Consider the following 15,745-nt stretch of genomic DNA (forward strand, 5'->3'; position numbering starts at 1 on the left):
TTACATCACGATGACTCTATTTGGAGTATTTGGCTATTAATTACCTTTTTGACCTATTATAAAGTTCTACATAGAGGATAATCTCCTCTATATCAACACTTCTTATTTATTAATGCAATTTCTGTTCGGATAGTGTTCGGAAATACCAAGTAAATACTAGGGTTAAGAGGTGTTTTTGCGAACTGTACTAATTCTCTATCCGAACCATCTATACAGTAGATCTACAGTATATATCGCTATTTACGGTCTAAGCAAACTCTAAATAGGCTAATAATCATAAAACTACAGGAGTATTTGGTCAACGTTCAATCTAGGATTATATTTGTGCCTTTAATTATTACTTGAATTTCGATTATGCATTTTATATCACCAGAGTTAGAGGATTATGCGGCAAGACACTCAGAAAATGAGCCTGAGTTATTAGCCAAACTAGATAAAGAAACGTACCAAAAAGTACTACAGCCTAGAATGCTGAGTGGTCACTTCCAAGGTCGTTTTTTGAGTATGATCTCTAAGCTAGTTAACCCTCAGCACATATTAGAGGTAGGTACATTCACCGGATATGCTACACTATCACTAGCAGAAGGGCTGAGAGCTGATGGTACTATCGATACAATAGATGTAAACGAAGAGTTAGTAGACTTTCAACGAAAATACTTCGATATGTCTGACTATGGGCATCAGATCACTCAGCACTTAGGTAGTGCATTAGACATTATCCCTACTTTAGATAAGAAGTTTGACCTAGTATTTCTAGATGCAGATAAAAAGAATTACACAAACTACTTTCACCTCATCATCGAGAAGATGAATAAGGGAGGAATCATCCTATCTGATAATGTCCTATGGTCTGGTAAGGTAGTAGAAGATATCAAATGGAATGATAGAGCTACTATAGAGATCGATCAGTATAATAAATTACTAAAAGAAGATCCTCGTGTAGAGACGATACTATTACCAATAAGAGATGGACTAACAGTATCAAGAGTACGATAACAAAAAAGGCTTAGAATCTAGATTCTAAGCCTTTTTTTAATGTTAGTTAGACTAACTTATATTTCTTCTCTACCCATTTAAATCCTTGGTAGAATAATGTTCCTGAGATAATTCCTGCACACATTCCTACGAAAATGTCTGTAGGGAAATGCAATGACAAGTAGATTCTACTATATGCAAATACGAGTGGGAATATAAATACTAAAAACGCGTACTTATAATACCTTCTCAATATTAAGAATAAGAACAGCATCGTCGCAGTAGAGTTAGAAGCATGACCTGAGAAGAAACTCAGTGAGCTACTGCACTTCACTACTCTAAGCATCGCTTTAATATCTTCTGTACTACACGGTCTAGGGCGACCTACTGTACTTTTGACTAGATTAGTAGATTGATCTGTAAAGGCGATAAGCCCTGCTATGAACAGTAGGATAATACCCAGTGTCTTTAGTGATACTTTCTTATATACTAGATACAGTAATAAGAGGTAAAACGGAAGCCAGTTAAACTGCTTCGTGATAAATAACCAAAATGGGTCAAATGTAGGAGTACCTAAGTTGTTTAAGAACAACATTAGTTCCTTATCCCATTGCACAATTGTTTCTAACATTAAAGTTGTCTTTTTATTGGCCCTGTAATATTCTCAATGTCCTCTTTCTGCTTCTCTACTTCATTCTGAATATCCTTCATAGGATTAATATCTATATCGAAGGTCTCTGTTATATCTTTTTTAATACCAGATTCTTCTGCGCTTTTATTGATTTCGTGTTTGATATCGTTTGTTGCATTCTTTAACTGAGCCATAAACTTACCAAAGGTACGTGCCATCTCTGGAACCTTATCAGAACCAAACAACATTAAAATTATAATAATGATGAAAAATATTTCACCCCCTCCGATTCCAAACATAAATATTCGTTTTTCTATTTATAAGGTTACAAATCTACGAAGTTTATTAAATTCTCACATAGATTTTATCTAAAACCATTTGTTAAACTATTCTATCTTAGTCTGCTTCACTTCTAGATCTAACTTCTCATGGATCAGTTCGATAAACTCTAAGGCAAGTTCTCCAGCCCTACTAGCGACTTTCTTTTCATCTACTATATTCGTGTTCAGAATAGAAGCCATTAGTTCATCTGTAGCCACATAATAAGCAAACCCGTAAACATAATCTTTAGGAATGCTGTAATCTTTAGTCAGCTTCTCTGGGCTAATATACATTAAGAACTTATCTTTTCGTCCTTCTTGTCTTTCATAAGCTAATGCTTTCTTCAGCATCTTAGTACGTCCTGAGATCATATTCACTATCGCATCTACAGAGATCAGTCCACTTCCTGTAGTAGCGGTATATAACTTACGCTCAGCTGGTGTACGTATCTTAGTCCCTTTAGGGATTAGCCCTAGAGATTCTGAAGTGATCTTCGTGATCACTATTTCGTCTAATTCATAATAGAGTGAGTTAGGCTCTAGTGGTATTAAAATAATATCTCTCTTTAAATCTATATCATCTAACTGATGTCTATATCCTAGAAAAACAGGTCCTGAAAACATAATCGTATCATTCTCCTGTGCCTTCAGTTTAAAATATCCTCCAGGAGCAGTCATCGTAGACTCTCCAGTATTAATATTCGCTACATATACCCCATCTAATCTCTTCGTTCTAGATACAATCTTACCATCTATCATCTTTCTTTCTTGCGCGAAAACAACAGAAAAGTTCAATATTAATAGAAAGGCTACAAATATTCTCATCATTCCTTAATTATAATTGTAAAAATATTCCATTCTATAGGATACACAAATTTTACCCTCGCAAACTTATGTTAAATAAAACAATGTGCTTATAAACACTATAACTGATCCTGTTTAAATAACGACCTATAACTAGATAAATCACTTATTTAATCGCTCTGCCCCGGTACTTGTTGTTCTAATTCTTTAAAAGGTCTGTCCTTAATCACTTCTAAGAAGTCGACTGCTACAGGAGCAATCACTGTCTCTAGGTAAGTCATATCTACAGGTGTTACCTCTAGTGCTTCTTTTACCTTCTCATCGTTCACTGCATAAAGAGCAAAACTCTCTACGTAGTCATAAGGTATCTTATATTTATCAACCAATAGCTCATCACTTACGTAGTCTAAAAATTTATCTGCTCTAAACCCGGCACGCTCATAGACCAGCGCTTTCTTAAGCATCTTCGTTCTACCGTTGAGCATATTGATTAAAGGTGCGATAAGACCAGAAGTAGCATAAGCTAGCTGTCGCTCCATAGGACTAGGTCCTTTAGACTTATATGTATATTTAGGATATGGAGACTTACTCTTTTTCGTAACAACTATTTCGTCCAATACCTCTCCTGTAGTATTTCTTTCTAAAGAAAACAGAACAAGGTCTCTGTTTAAATCTACTTCAGTAATCATATACACATGTAATAGGTATGATAAACTAACGAATCTCAAAGTATCATTCGCTTCCCCCTGCAGACTGAAGTATCCCTTATCATCTGAAAATACAGAAGTTCCTTTAGAAGCATTAAGAACTAACACTTCATCTCTATCGCCATCTCTAAAAAGAATTTTTCCATTTAATGTCTTTAATCCTTCTTGAGCTAATACAAATTCTCCCAAAAGAAGAGTTACTATAATGGCAATGTATTTTATATTCTTCATATACTAGTTTATAAAGTGTTCACTTCTAAGCAAGCAAAGCATTGATCTGCTCTACTCACATTCCTAAAACTCAAAATAAGTACTCAATAAAACTTTCATCTAACCAGCCCCCATCTATCTCTATTACCTCAATGCCACCCCACGCTACTTAAGTCTCTAATAACTCAAAGGTGATCAAAAGAAGAGAAGTTACACCTCCTCTATTCTTCTAGAACAAGCAAATACTACAAGAATAGGAAGAAGTATAAGTAAGCTATAATAGATTATTTTGTCTTCGTTTTGACCATTTCTAGAAAATCTAATACAACTGGAGCTATCATTCTTTCTAAGAATTTAGTATCAATTATCGTAGCATTCACGATATCTCTTATCTCTTCTCTAGACACAGCATAGTATGCAAAGCTCTCTACATAATCAGGAGGTATCTTATAATACTCTACTAACCTTTCTTCGTCTATCGTGTTTAACAACTTACTTACTCTGAAGTCCTCCCTCTCATATGCGAGATTCTTCTTAAGCATGGCAGTCCTACCAGATAATAAATTCACCAGCGGATCTAATATTCCTGTAGTAGCTGTTCTGAGCTTTCGTTCTGCAGGAGTATATCTCTTCGTATATTTATTTGTAAATCCTTGTCCTCCTGCATCTACTTTAGTGATTAGAATCTCGTTTAATCTCGTACTTAAATCAGGCAAGGGTTCTAAGGGAAATAAGAGCACACCTCCCTTCATATCTGCTTCTGCTATGATATAAGTATATTCCATATGGTATACACTACTAAATCGTATAGTATCTTGTGGTTCTCCATATATATCAAAATAACCTTTCTTATCCGCTAATGCCGTTTTGTTTCTATTGATATTAGTGACCACCGTCCCATCTAAATCACCTCCACGAGTGACTAGCTTACCACTTATCATCCCTCCCTGATCTTGACCGAAACAGTGACCTATCCCAGTTAATAAGAGTAATAAAGTCGATAACTTCTGAATTATATTCATTACAATACTTCTATTTATTGGAAGACAATGCTCTGCCTTGACAGCCTTCTTTATATTATACTAAATATGACCTTGTACACATATCATATTTCTTCTTCCTTCTTATTCTTAATCATTTCTAGAAATTCAAATACCACTGGTGTAAGCTCTCTTTCTAATTCATTGACATTAACCATTCCTACATTGAGTAACTCTTTTATTTCTGTTTTTTCTACTGCATAATACGCAAAACCCTCCACATAATCTAAAGGTATATGATAGTAATCAACTAATCGCTCGTTAGTAACCACTTCTATCAGCTTATGTACTCTGTGGTCTGTCTTCTCATAAGCAAGGTTCTTCTTAAGCATACTCATTCTCCCTGACAGCATATTTACAAAGGGATCTATTGGTATCATTCCTCCACCTGTTTTAGCAGTTCTGAGTTTGCGTTCTGCAGGTGTGTACCTCTTCGTATATTTATCTGTAAAGCCTAGTGCATCACTATCTATCTTCGTGATGACAATCTCGTCAAGTCTATTGATGCTGTATAACGGTTCTAATGGAAATAGTACAGGACTGCGCTTGATATCAAATTCGTTAACTACATACTGATACTCTGTATGATTAGGACTGATAAATCTTATCGTATCATTAATATGACTGCGAATAGAGAAGTACCCCTTATCATCAGATAATACAGAAATGTCCTTTGAAGAATTTAGAATCACTATTCCTTCAAAGTTTCCGTCTCTAGTCACTATTTTTCCATTAAGAACGGATGGGGAGTCCTGAGCAAGGTGAATACTACTCACAAAAAGCAGTATTATACTCAAGAGTTTTTGAGTTAGGTTCATGATAGTGTTTTATAGTTAGGTGAACATTTGCAGGTGAAAAGGCAAATGTTCTATTTAAACGACTTATTTTTACAAAAATTATTTATCCACATGAAAAATCTAATTATTGCGAGTACTTCTACCATATATAATGGAACTTATCTAGAGTACTTATTACCGACATTAAAAGAACATTTTAAGAACATATCAACACTATTGTTTATTCCTTATGCAAGACCAGGAGGCATCACGCATGATCAATATACAGAAAAAGTAAGAACCGCTTTTGCTACTATCAATATTGATGTCAAAGGAATACATGAGTACACTAACCCAGTAGAAGCTGTACAACAAGCAGAGGGAATCTTCACAGGAGGAGGAAACACCTTCTTATTGGTACAACAACTCTATAAAAACAATGTACTGAATGCGGTAATAGATGTTGTAAACAACGGAACTCCTTATCTAGGATGTAGTGCGGGAAGTAATATCTGTGGACTAACAATGGAAACGACTAATGATATGCCTATCGTATATCCTCCTTCATTCAAGACATTTGGTTTCGTACCCTTTAATCTAAATCCTCATTACCTAGACCCTATCGAAGGTTCGACTCATATGGGAGAAACTAGAGAAACACGTATCAATGAGTTCCACGCTTTTAATACACAACCTGTAGTAGGGCTTAGAGAAGGTAGTTGGTTAGAAGTAAAAGGTGACCGAATCACTCTAAAAGGTGAATTAGACGCTAGAATATTTGAGCAAAATAAAGAAGCTTATGAAGTAAAAACTAATACAGACTTAAGCCATCTTAACTAAACAAAAAAAGCCCTAACAAATGTTAGGGCTTTTTTTATAGAGCGGAAGACGAGGCTCGAACTCGCGACAACCAGCTTGGAAGGCTGGAGCTCTACCAACTGAGCTACTTCCGCAGATGATGTTATTTTAAAACCTACATCAGGTTTGTAGAGCGGAAGACGAGGCTCGAACTCGCGACAACCAGCTTGGAAGGCTGGAGCTCTACCAACTGAGCTACTTCCGCAGATGATGCTATTTTAAAACCTACATCAGGTTTATAGAGCGGAAGACGAGGCTCGAACTCGCGACAACCAGCTTGGAAGGCTGGAGCTCTACCAACTGAGCTACTTCCGCAGACGATGTTATTTTAAAACCTACATCAGGTTTGTAGAGCGGAAGACGAGGCTCGAACTCGCGACAACCAGCTTGGAAGGCTGGAGCTCTACCAACTGAGCTACTTCCGCAGATGATGTTATTTTAAAACCTACATCAGGTTTGTAGAGCGGAAGACGAGGCTCGAACTCGCGACAACCAGCTTGGAAGGCTGGAGCTCTACCAACTGAGCTACTTCCGCAGATGATGTTATTTTAAAACCTACATCAGGTTTGCAGAGCGGAAGACGAGGCTCGAACTCGCGACAACCAGCTTGGAAGGCTGGAGCTCTACCAACTGAGCTACTTCCGCTTTTGTGGATGCAAATATAATGCTATTTTTAATTTTGATGCAAGCATTTTTGTTGATTTTTTTAAATAATTCTTCAATTAAATGTTTTCTATCATAATATCAAATAGATGCAAAAATGTTCCTACTATAAAATACATCTTATATAGACGCCATCTAAATAATTAAGAAACTTTTAAGTTTGGTTGGTTCGGTAATTACAAAACTAACCGTATATTTGCATCTCTCAAAACATTAAAGTAAAATGCAATACGACCAAAATTTAGTAGACTTATTCCAAGATTATTGCGCTCACCATGAACTGGTGCACCACTTCTCACCATTAACTGCACAGATTTATACATACATTATGTTTAATAATAACAGAGATGGCGTGACTTTTGATGAATTAGTTGAAAGATTAAATGCAAGTAAGAGTTCTGTCTCTACAAGTTTAAATCTATTGATTTCGAATAACCAAATTGAGCATTTCAATAAGATTGATGAAAGAAAAAGATACTTCAGATTGAACCCTAACTATATGACTCTAAGATTACAAATCATTAGAGATGTATTAGAACGTGAGCATGCATTGTGTCTTAAAATGCTTAAATTCGTTGATGAAGGTGTTTTAAAAACAGACAATTGCAACAATAAAGTAGAACTTTATATAGATCATTTAGCAAAAAGTAAAAGTCATTTAGCAGATACAATAGAAAAATTAAAAAGTACAAATTAAGTAATTATATGAAACGTTATTTACAATCGATCACTTTCGCTGCAATCGCTATCACTGTAGCGTCATGCGGAAATAAAGATCAACAGCAAGGGGGACCTCAGGCATTACCTTACAAAGTAATCGAAGTACCTACTCAAAATGTAACAGGTTATAAAAACTACCCTACTAATATCCAAGGGAAAGTTGCTAGTAGCGTTCGTGCTAAAATAGCTGGATACATTCAAGAAGTTTATGTAGACGAAGGTGCAATCGTTAGAAAAGGACAACCTCTATTTAGACTTGAGACGAACACTTTAAACGAAAGTGCTGATGCAGCTAAAGCAGCAATCAGAACAGCTGAAGCTCAAGTTAATGTTGCTCAAGTAAACGTTGACAAATTAGTACCTCTGGTAAACAAAGGGATTATCAGTAAAATCCAGTTAGAAACTGCTGAAGCTAACTTAGCTAGTGCAAAGAGTCAAGTAGCTAATGCTAAAGCACAACACAAAAGTATAGTTGCTAATATTGACTACGCTGTGGTTAAAAGCCCTATCGATGGTATTGTAGGACAAATTAACTTCCGTGAAGGGGCATTAGTAAGCCCTAGTGACCCTCAACCGTTAACTGTAGTGTCAGATGACAGTAGTGTATTTGCTTATTTCACACTTAATGAAAAAGAATACTTCGATTTCTTAGAAAAAATAGAAGGTAAATCTTTAAAAGAGAAATTAAGTCACTTACCTACAGTAAAATTACAGTTAGCTAATGGACAAGTGTATGAAGAACCTGGTAAAATCGAAACTATCTCAGGTCAAATTAATCCAACTACGGGTACAGTACAGTTAAGAGCTGCTTTTAACAACCCTAACAGATTGTTGGCTAATGGTAATAGTGGTACATTATTACTTCCTAACGAATATACTAATGTATTAGTAGTTCCTGAGTCAGCTACATTCGAACAGCAAGGTCAGGTATATGTATATACTGTGGCAAACGATACAGCTAAGGCTACTAAGATCGAAGTAATCGATAGAATCAACAAGTTGGCAATCGTAAAAGATGGTGTCAAAAAAGGAGAAAAAATCATTGGAACAGGATTAGGAACACTGCGCAGTGGATCTCCTATAACTCCAGTACCAGAGAAATTTGAAAAAATTAACGAAGACATCAAATCAACATTCTAAAGTATGTTAAAAACATTTATTGAAAGACCTGTATTATCTACAGTTATTTCTATACTTATAGTAATACTAGGGGTACTGGGATTAACAGTACTTCCAGTTACGCAATATCCAGATATTGCGCCGCCTACTGTACAGATTGCTGCTTCATATCCTGGAGCCAATGCTGAGACAGTAATGCAATCTGTTGTTATTCCAATTGAAGAACAGGTGAATGGGGTTGAAAACATGGACTATATTACTTCTACTGCATCAAATGATGGTAGTGCTAGTATTCAAGTTGTGTTTAAGCAAGGAGTTGACCCAGATATCGCTGCAGTAAACGTACAAAACCGTGTGGCACGTGCTACACCACTTTTACCAGCAGAGGTAACGCGTTCAGGGGTAACTACTCAGAAACAACAAACAAGTGCATTAATGTTCTTGTCTTTCTATTCGACAAGCCCTAACTACGATGCTATTTACATCCAAAACTACATGAATATTAACGTTATTCCTGTACTAAAACGTGTAAGTGGTGTTGGGGATGCACAGGCTTTTGGTTCTCGTAACTACTCTATGCGTATTTGGATTGACCCTGCTAAGATGAAAGCTTATGGATTAGTTCCTTCTGATGTTGTAAGAGTCCTAAACGAACAGAGTTTAGAGGCTGCTGCTGGTCAGTTAGGTGAAAATAATGCTGAGGCATTCCAATATGTAATTAAGTATAGTGGTAAATATAAAACGCAAGACCAATACGAAAATATCGTAGTAAAATCATTGGGTAATGGACAAGTACTATACTTGAAAGATGTCGCTAAGATAGAATTAGGTGCAATGTCTTATGTAGGTAGTTCTGAACAAAATGGACACCCTGCTGTAGCTATGGCTATCTACCAAACACCAGGTTCTAACGCTCAAGAGATTATTCAGAACTTACATACTGAACTTGAGAATATGAAGACTTCGTTCCCTGATGGTATTAATTATACAGTACTGATGGATACGAACGAATTCTTAGATGCATCTATTAGTAAAGTAATCAGCACACTTATAGAGGCATTCTTACTAGTATTCGTAGTGGTATATATCTTCTTACAGGATTTCCGTTCTACGTTAATTCCTTTAATTGCTGTACCAGTTGCAATTATAGGTACGTTCTTTTTCTTAAGTGTATTCGGGTTCTCAATTAACTTGTTAACACTGTTTGCACTTGTACTGGCCATCGGTATTGTGGTGGATGATGCCATCGTGGTAGTAGAGGCTGTGCATGCGAAGATGGAAGAGACAGGCCAAGATGCTAAAGAAGCGAGTTTAAACACCATGAGTGAGATTTCAGGTGCTATTATCTCGATTACATTAGTAATGTCTGCTGTATTTATACCTGTAACCTTTATTCCAGGTCCTACAGGAGTATTCTATAAGCAGTTCGGTATTACACTTATTGTTGCGATTTTAATTTCGGCTGTTAACGCCTTGACCTTGAGTCCTGCATTATGTGCACTGTTCTTAACTCAACATGGAGCTCATGGAGAAGGAAAGAAAAGAAACTTTGTTCAACGCTTCTTTGATGCATTCAACGTTGCATTCAACAAATTAACTCACAAATACGGTAACTCATTTAAGTTCTTATTAAAACATAAATGGACTACGTTTGCCATCTTACTTGCGTGTTTAGGTATTACATATTATGCTGCTAAAACAATGCCTAGTGGATTCGTACCAAACGAAGACCGTGGATTCATCATGGGTAATATCGAGTTACCTGCTGGTGCTTCTCAAGACCGTGTAACGAGTTTACAACAACAGTTCTCTAAAGTAGTACAGCAAATCCCAGGAGTAGAAGGGGTAACTATCGTATCAGGATTCTCATTCATCAACGGACAAGGTTCTAACTACGGTATGGCGATGATTAAGCTAGACGACTTTAAAGATAGAACTACACCTGAGTTAGCAACTGATGCGATCATTGGTAAACTGTTTGGTATCGCTGCTACACAGTTCCAAGATGCTAGAATGATTTTCTTCCAACCGCCAAGTATACCAGGTTTCGGTATGTCTTCAGGTTTTGAGATGAAATTATTAGATAAAACTGGAGGTGCACTTACTGACTTCGACCAAAAATCAAAAGAGTACTTAGCTGCATTAATGGATCGTCCTGAAATCTTGTATGCTCAGTCATCATTTAATACAAACTATGCTCAGTATGAATTAGATCTTAATATTCCTCGTGCAAAAGAATCAGGAGTATTAGTAAGTGATATTTTCTCTGCTCTTCAAGGGTATATCGGAGGTATCTATGCAGCTGACTTTACTCGTTTTGGTAAACAATACCGTGTAATGGTACAGTCTTTACCTGAGTACAGATCAGACAAAAATAGCTTAAACGAGATTTATGTAAGAACTGCTTCAGGAGAAATGACACCAGTAACTCAGTTCGTTGATTTGAAAAAAGTATATGGTCCACAGTCAGTGAACCGCTATAACTTATTTACATCTTCGAATATCACAGGAGCTCCTAAACCAGGATACAGTTCTGGAGACGCAATTAAAGCGGTACAAGAAGTAGCTGCTCAAACCTTGAGCACTGATTACGGTATTGACTTTACAGGTCTATCTCGAGAGGAGATTAGCTCTGGTAACCAAACTGTGATGATCTTTGCTTTATGTATTATTTTCGTTTACTTCTTATTATCTGCTCAGTATGAAAGTTACTTATTACCACTAGCTGTAATCTTATCATTACCTACTGGTATCATGGGAGCGTTCATCGCACAGAAATATGCAGGATTAGAAAACAATATTTACTTCCAGATTGCACTGGTGATGCTGGTCGGGCTTCTTGCTAAGAATGCTATTCTTATTGTGGAGTTCGCTTTACAGAGACGTCAGCATGGAGAGTCTATAGCAGAGTCTGCAATCAACGGTGCTAAAGCTCGTCTAAGACCGATCTTAATGACCTCTTTTGCCTTCATCTTAGGTATGATGCCATTAGTATTCGCTAAAGGTGTTGGAGATGTGGGTAACAGATCTATCGGTACTGGTGCAGCATTTGGTCTATTGATTGGTACTATACTTGGGGTATTCGTAATTCCAGTACTTTACGCTATCTTCCAATACATACAAGAAAAAATTAAACCGATTAAATTCGTAGAGCACAAGTCAGAATAATATGAAAAAACAAACTTTATATAGAGCTTTACCTATTGCTGTTTTAGCTGTTACTATGCAGTCTTGTATCGTATCTAAAAATTACGAGAGACCTGAAGTAACTAACGAAGCGCAATTCCGTACTGATAACATATCTCAAGATACTCTTTCTATGGCAAATATGTCATGGAAAGAGCTATTCTCTGATCAAACGCTTATTCAATACATTGAACACGGATTAGAAAATAACTTAGATATCAGAATCGCATTAGAGAATATCAATGCTGCTCACGCTTATATGCAACAAGGTAAATGGGGATACGCTCCTACATTAAACCTAGGTGCTAACTATACTCACTCTGTATTATCTAAAAACGGACCTCAAGGTATCGCTTTTGGAGATACTAGAGTTAAAAATGATTTGTATGATGTTACAGGACAGTTCTCTTGGGAACTAGATGTATGGGGTAAAATCAGAAGTGATAAAAGAGCTGCAGGTGCTAGCTACCTACAAACTCTTTCTGCTCACCAAGCTGTAAAAACTCAGTTAATCTCTACTATCGCTACAACGTATTTTCAATTAGTAGCTTTAGATGAACAAAAACGTGTAACAGAACAAACTATCGTAAACAGAACTAACAGTTTAGAAACGATTGAAGCTTTAAAAGAATCTGGACAAGTGAATGAAGTAGCTGTTAAGCAAACTCAAGCACAATTGTTCAATGCAAAAGCTCTTTTAGTTGATCTTGAAAACAATATCAAACTAACAGAGAACGCATTCAGTATTCTATTAGGTAATAATCCTGGTACAATCACTAGAGGAGAACTTAAGAGTCAAAAACTTAATGCTGACCTTTCTGTTGGTGTACCACTTCAATTATTAAGCAATAGACCTGATGTAAGAGCTGCTGAGTATGGATTAATTAACGCTTTTGAAATGACTAATGTTTCTAGAGCGAACTTCTATCCATCTTTCAGACTTACAGCGAATGGTGGTTTACAGAGTTTAGATTTTGATAACTTATTCAATACAAGTTCTTTATTTGCAAACTTCATCGGTGGTTTAACTCAACCTTTATTAAATGGTAGAAAAGTTAGAACTGCACATGAGGTAGCTAAAGCAAAACAAGAATCTGCTTACCTAAGTTATAAACTATCTATTCTTAATGCGTCAAAAGAAGTTTCTGATGCATTATACACTTACCACAGTTCTTCAGATAAGTTAAAACTTAAAAAGCAAGAATACGAAGCATATAACCTAGCTACTGAATACTCAGAAGAGTTATTAGTACAAGGTATGGCTAACTACCTAGATGTATTGACAGCTAGAGAGAGTGCACTTGCTGCAGAATTAAGTTACATTAATACAGAATTAGCACAACTTACCTCTATCGTACAGCTTTATAGAGCTGTCGGAGGTGGTATAAAATAATTTTATAGTTAATTGTTATTCATTAAAAGAGAGTAGTTATTTAGTTAACTACTCTTTTTTTATACATTTGACTTATGAATATCTCTAGATTACTTCTTCCTCTTCTTTTTCCAAAATACACTTGGAAAAGGCCAAATACTCAAAAGCACATTTACTTAACTTTTGACGATGGCCCTATACCCGAAGTCACAGAATGGGTATTAGATATACTGAAGCAGTATCAAGTAAAAGCCACATTCTTCTGCATAGGTGATAATGTGAGAAAACACCCTGCTCTATTCAATAGAATCTTACAAGAAGGACATCAGATAGGCAATCATACTTTTAATCACTTAAATGGCTGGAAAAACGCAAATGAAGTATATATAAACAACTTCTGCTTATCAACGGAAGAAATGGCCAAACACACTAGCTTTGAGAACAGAACACGTCTATTCAGACCTCCTTATGGTAAAATAAAAAAGCAACAAGCTAAACAAGTAATATCAGAAGGATATGACATCATCATGTGGTCACATCTTACCAAAGATTATGATAAGAACACCACTCCTGAAGAATGTTATAAAAGAGCCATAACGAATATGGCTCCTGGAAGTATTATTGTATTTCATGATAGTATCAAGGCTAGTCATAATTTATACTATGCCTTACCTAAGACTATCGACTACTTATTATCTAAAGGGTATACCTTCTCTACGTTATAGTGTCTTAGTGACATTGATAAGAGAGTTTGCATCCATAACACCACTTTGGCGCCAGATCATACTACCTCTTTTATACAGCATCATAGTAGGCACTTGCTTTATTCTTAAAGCCTCTACTAGTTCACCATTTTTCTCAACATCTATTTTTACTATACGCAACCTATCCCCCATAGCAGCTGCTACATCGATTAAGACAGGATTCATAGTAGTACATGCTTCGTTCCACTGTGCATAAAAGTGGATTAAAACAGGAACATCTGCTGTTACTAACTCTCCGAATTTTGACATATAATATAAATTAACTTTACTATAAACTTCTTTTAATATACAAAAATATCACTTTTTAGCAATATTCTTTACTTTTTTCGCCTTAATTCTATCACTGTGATTTCTGGCCAGATACCTGTACGTCCTTGATAAGCGTGATATCCAAATCCTCTATTTACATAAATATACTTACCCATCTTCTCATAAAGCCCTGCCCACTGCTTATACACGTACTGTATAGGACTCCATTTTATAAATCCTGGTATCTCTATACCGAACTGACTACCATGCGTATGACCAGCTAGAGTCAATTGAAAGTTCTTTTCATGCTCTAATACTTTAGCTTCCCAGTGTGATGGATCATGGCTCATTAAGATCTTAAAGTCTTTAGAGCTCACTCCTTCTGTAGACTTATCTAAATCACCAAGTTTCTGAAAGTGTCCACGTACTCCCCAGTTCTCTACCCCTACTACCGCTATACGTTGACCATCTTTCTCAAACCACACATGCTCATTTCTCAATAATCTGAAACCTAACTTTGGACTGATATCACAGATTTCCTTAAAGTTCTTTTGTCTATCTTCCTCTGTATCCCAATGTGCATAATCCCCATAATCATGATTTCCTAATATAGAGTATTTACCATATTTATAATGGCGTATTTTATTGAACACATCATACCACGGAATCATCTCATCTGCTAAACTATTCACTAAGTCTCCCGTAAATAACAATGCCTCTGATTCTTGACTATTAATCAACTCTACTGCGTATCGAATCTTCTCTTCATTGTCAAAACTCCCACTGTGTATATCAGAAATATGGGTAAACTTAAATCCATCAAACGCCTCTGGCAAATCCTCAAACTCTATGATACTCTTCCTAACCTCAAATTTATATCTCCCTATCGTGATACCGTGTAGCACAGAGATAAAAGGTATAGACGCTATCCCAAAGGCAAGATGAGATACAAACTTTCTTCGCCCTGGCACGAAAGATTCTTTATCCTCTTTCTTTACTTTAACGCCTTTACTATAATTCCAGATACCTCTACCTATTCTTACTACATCCTCAGTAATTAGTAATATAGTAATAATCGCTTTAGGCAAATAGAATAAGATAACTAAAGCTCCTGCTACTAGCGACTGATGATTCCTAGCGTGATTGCGATCAAACTGTGAAAAACCATATATGATATATATAATACCCAATAAAGAGACCACCACATAGCCCCATCTCATTAGCTTATTTTTAGTCACCTGACGAACAGCCTGAAAACAATAAAACTCTATTATAATAAATACTAACAGTAATACTATAAATCTCCCCATTTCAATAATCTATAAATAACAAATTTAATTTTTTCCAAATG

15 protein-coding genes and 6 tRNA genes are annotated in these 15,745 nt (G+C 36.1%); 7 read left to right on the forward strand and 14 right to left on the reverse strand.

The window, feature by feature from the left end; all coding sequences use genetic code 11:
- The first annotated feature begins 354 nt into the window (after window positions 1-354).
- The gene (locus BK054_RS03600; protein ID WP_006259712.1) at window positions 355-996 is read left to right on the forward strand and encodes an O-methyltransferase; all 642 of its coding nucleotides are present in this window, start codon (window positions 355-357) and stop codon (window positions 994-996) included.
- 46 nt (window positions 997-1,042) lie between these two features.
- Here the strand turns inward: BK054_RS03600 and BK054_RS03605 are convergent, their stop codons facing one another.
- The 6 genes from BK054_RS03605 to BK054_RS03630 all read right to left on the reverse strand — a co-directional run bounded on the left by BK054_RS03605 (window position 1,043) and on the right by BK054_RS03630 (window position 5,463).
- Window positions 1,043-1,606 (reverse strand): phosphatase PAP2 family protein, encoded by a 564-nt coding sequence (locus BK054_RS03605; RefSeq protein ID WP_006259713.1) that lies wholly within the window; start codon window positions 1,604-1,606, stop codon window positions 1,043-1,045.
- The gene (locus BK054_RS03610; protein ID WP_006259714.1) at window positions 1,606-1,905 is read right to left on the reverse strand and encodes a twin-arginine translocase TatA/TatE family subunit; all 300 of its coding nucleotides are present in this window, start codon (window positions 1,903-1,905) and stop codon (window positions 1,606-1,608) included. Before BK054_RS03610 ends, BK054_RS03605 begins: the two co-directional genes overlap by 1 nt.
- An 87-nt stretch (window positions 1,906-1,992) precedes the next feature.
- Window positions 1,993-2,754 carry a hypothetical protein gene (locus BK054_RS03615; RefSeq protein ID WP_225581470.1) on the reverse strand — a complete coding sequence of 254 codons (762 nt, stop codon included), beginning with the start codon at window positions 2,752-2,754 and terminating at the stop codon, window positions 1,993-1,995.
- Between the two features lie 146 nt (window positions 2,755-2,900).
- Window positions 2,901-3,668 carry a hypothetical protein gene (locus BK054_RS03620; protein ID WP_071306914.1) on the reverse strand — a complete coding sequence of 256 codons (768 nt, stop codon included), beginning with the start codon at window positions 3,666-3,668 and terminating at the stop codon, window positions 2,901-2,903.
- 263 nt (window positions 3,669-3,931) lie between these two features.
- Window positions 3,932-4,669 carry a hypothetical protein gene (locus BK054_RS03625; protein WP_006262264.1) on the reverse strand — a complete coding sequence of 246 codons (738 nt, stop codon included), beginning with the start codon at window positions 4,667-4,669 and terminating at the stop codon, window positions 3,932-3,934.
- An 83-nt stretch (window positions 4,670-4,752) separates the two neighbouring features.
- The gene (locus BK054_RS03630; RefSeq protein ID WP_232234337.1) at window positions 4,753-5,463 is read right to left on the reverse strand and encodes a hypothetical protein; all 711 of its coding nucleotides are present in this window, start codon (window positions 5,461-5,463) and stop codon (window positions 4,753-4,755) included.
- Between the two features lie 87 nt (window positions 5,464-5,550).
- Here BK054_RS03630 and pepE point away from each other — a divergent pair, with 87 nt between their 5' ends.
- Window positions 5,551-6,303, forward strand: a complete 753-nt coding sequence (gene pepE / locus BK054_RS03635; RefSeq protein WP_058699149.1) for a dipeptidase PepE — start codon at window positions 5,551-5,553, stop codon at window positions 6,301-6,303.
- A 40-nt stretch (window positions 6,304-6,343) separates the two neighbouring features.
- Here the strand turns inward: pepE and BK054_RS03640 are convergent.
- The 6 genes from BK054_RS03640 to BK054_RS03665 form a co-directional block, all read right to left on the reverse strand.
- A tRNA-Gly gene (locus BK054_RS03640) sits at window positions 6,344-6,416 on the reverse strand.
- 37 nt (window positions 6,417-6,453) lie between these two features.
- Window positions 6,454-6,526 (reverse strand) — tRNA-Gly (locus BK054_RS03645).
- A 37-nt stretch (window positions 6,527-6,563) separates the two neighbouring features.
- Window positions 6,564-6,636: transfer RNA gene (locus tag BK054_RS03650), tRNA-Gly, on the reverse strand.
- A gap of 37 nt (window positions 6,637-6,673) precedes the next feature.
- Window positions 6,674-6,746 (reverse strand) — tRNA-Gly (locus BK054_RS03655).
- A 37-nt stretch (window positions 6,747-6,783) separates the two neighbouring features.
- Window positions 6,784-6,856: transfer RNA gene (locus BK054_RS03660), tRNA-Gly, on the reverse strand.
- Window positions 6,857-6,893: 37 nt separating this feature from the next.
- Window positions 6,894-6,966 (reverse strand) — tRNA-Gly (locus BK054_RS03665).
- A gap of 241 nt (window positions 6,967-7,207) precedes the next feature.
- Here BK054_RS03665 and BK054_RS03670 point away from each other — a divergent pair.
- From BK054_RS03670 to BK054_RS03690, 5 genes are all read left to right on the forward strand, one after another.
- Window positions 7,208-7,681: a GbsR/MarR family transcriptional regulator gene (locus BK054_RS03670; protein ID WP_006262267.1), complete on the forward strand. Its 474-nt coding sequence runs from the start codon at window positions 7,208-7,210 to the stop codon at window positions 7,679-7,681.
- Window positions 7,682-7,689: 8 nt separating this feature from the next.
- Window positions 7,690-8,844 (forward strand): efflux RND transporter periplasmic adaptor subunit, encoded by a 1,155-nt coding sequence (locus BK054_RS03675; RefSeq protein WP_006259722.1) that lies wholly within the window; start codon window positions 7,690-7,692, stop codon window positions 8,842-8,844.
- A gap of 3 nt (window positions 8,845-8,847) precedes the next feature.
- Entirely contained in the window at window positions 8,848-11,991 is a 3,144-nt protein-coding gene (locus BK054_RS03680; protein ID WP_016650315.1) for an efflux RND transporter permease subunit, read from the forward strand.
- A 1-nt stretch (window position 11,992) separates the two neighbouring features.
- A complete protein-coding gene (locus BK054_RS03685) occupies window positions 11,993-13,402 on the forward strand; it encodes an efflux transporter outer membrane subunit (RefSeq protein WP_006259724.1) in 1,410 nt (469 codons plus the stop codon).
- 74 nt (window positions 13,403-13,476) lie between these two features.
- Window positions 13,477-14,106, forward strand: a complete 630-nt coding sequence (locus BK054_RS03690; protein WP_006259725.1) for a polysaccharide deacetylase family protein — start codon at window positions 13,477-13,479, stop codon at window positions 14,104-14,106.
- Here BK054_RS03690 and BK054_RS03695 read toward each other — a convergent pair.
- Together BK054_RS03695 and BK054_RS03700 are read right to left on the reverse strand one after the other, a co-directional pair.
- Window positions 14,101-14,394, reverse strand: a complete 294-nt coding sequence (locus BK054_RS03695) for a thioredoxin family protein (RefSeq protein WP_006259726.1) — start codon at window positions 14,392-14,394, stop codon at window positions 14,101-14,103. The genes BK054_RS03690 and BK054_RS03695 overlap by 6 nt on opposite strands.
- A 68-nt stretch (window positions 14,395-14,462) precedes the next feature.
- Window positions 14,463-15,704 carry a metallophosphoesterase gene (locus BK054_RS03700; protein ID WP_071306916.1) on the reverse strand — a complete coding sequence of 414 codons (1,242 nt, stop codon included), beginning with the start codon at window positions 15,702-15,704 and terminating at the stop codon, window positions 14,463-14,465.
- Window positions 15,705-15,745: the final 41 nt, after the last annotated feature.

The organism is Myroides sp. ZB35 (assembly GCF_001865835.1).
GTDB lineage: Bacteria > Bacteroidota > Bacteroidia > Flavobacteriales > Flavobacteriaceae > Flavobacterium > Flavobacterium odoratimimum.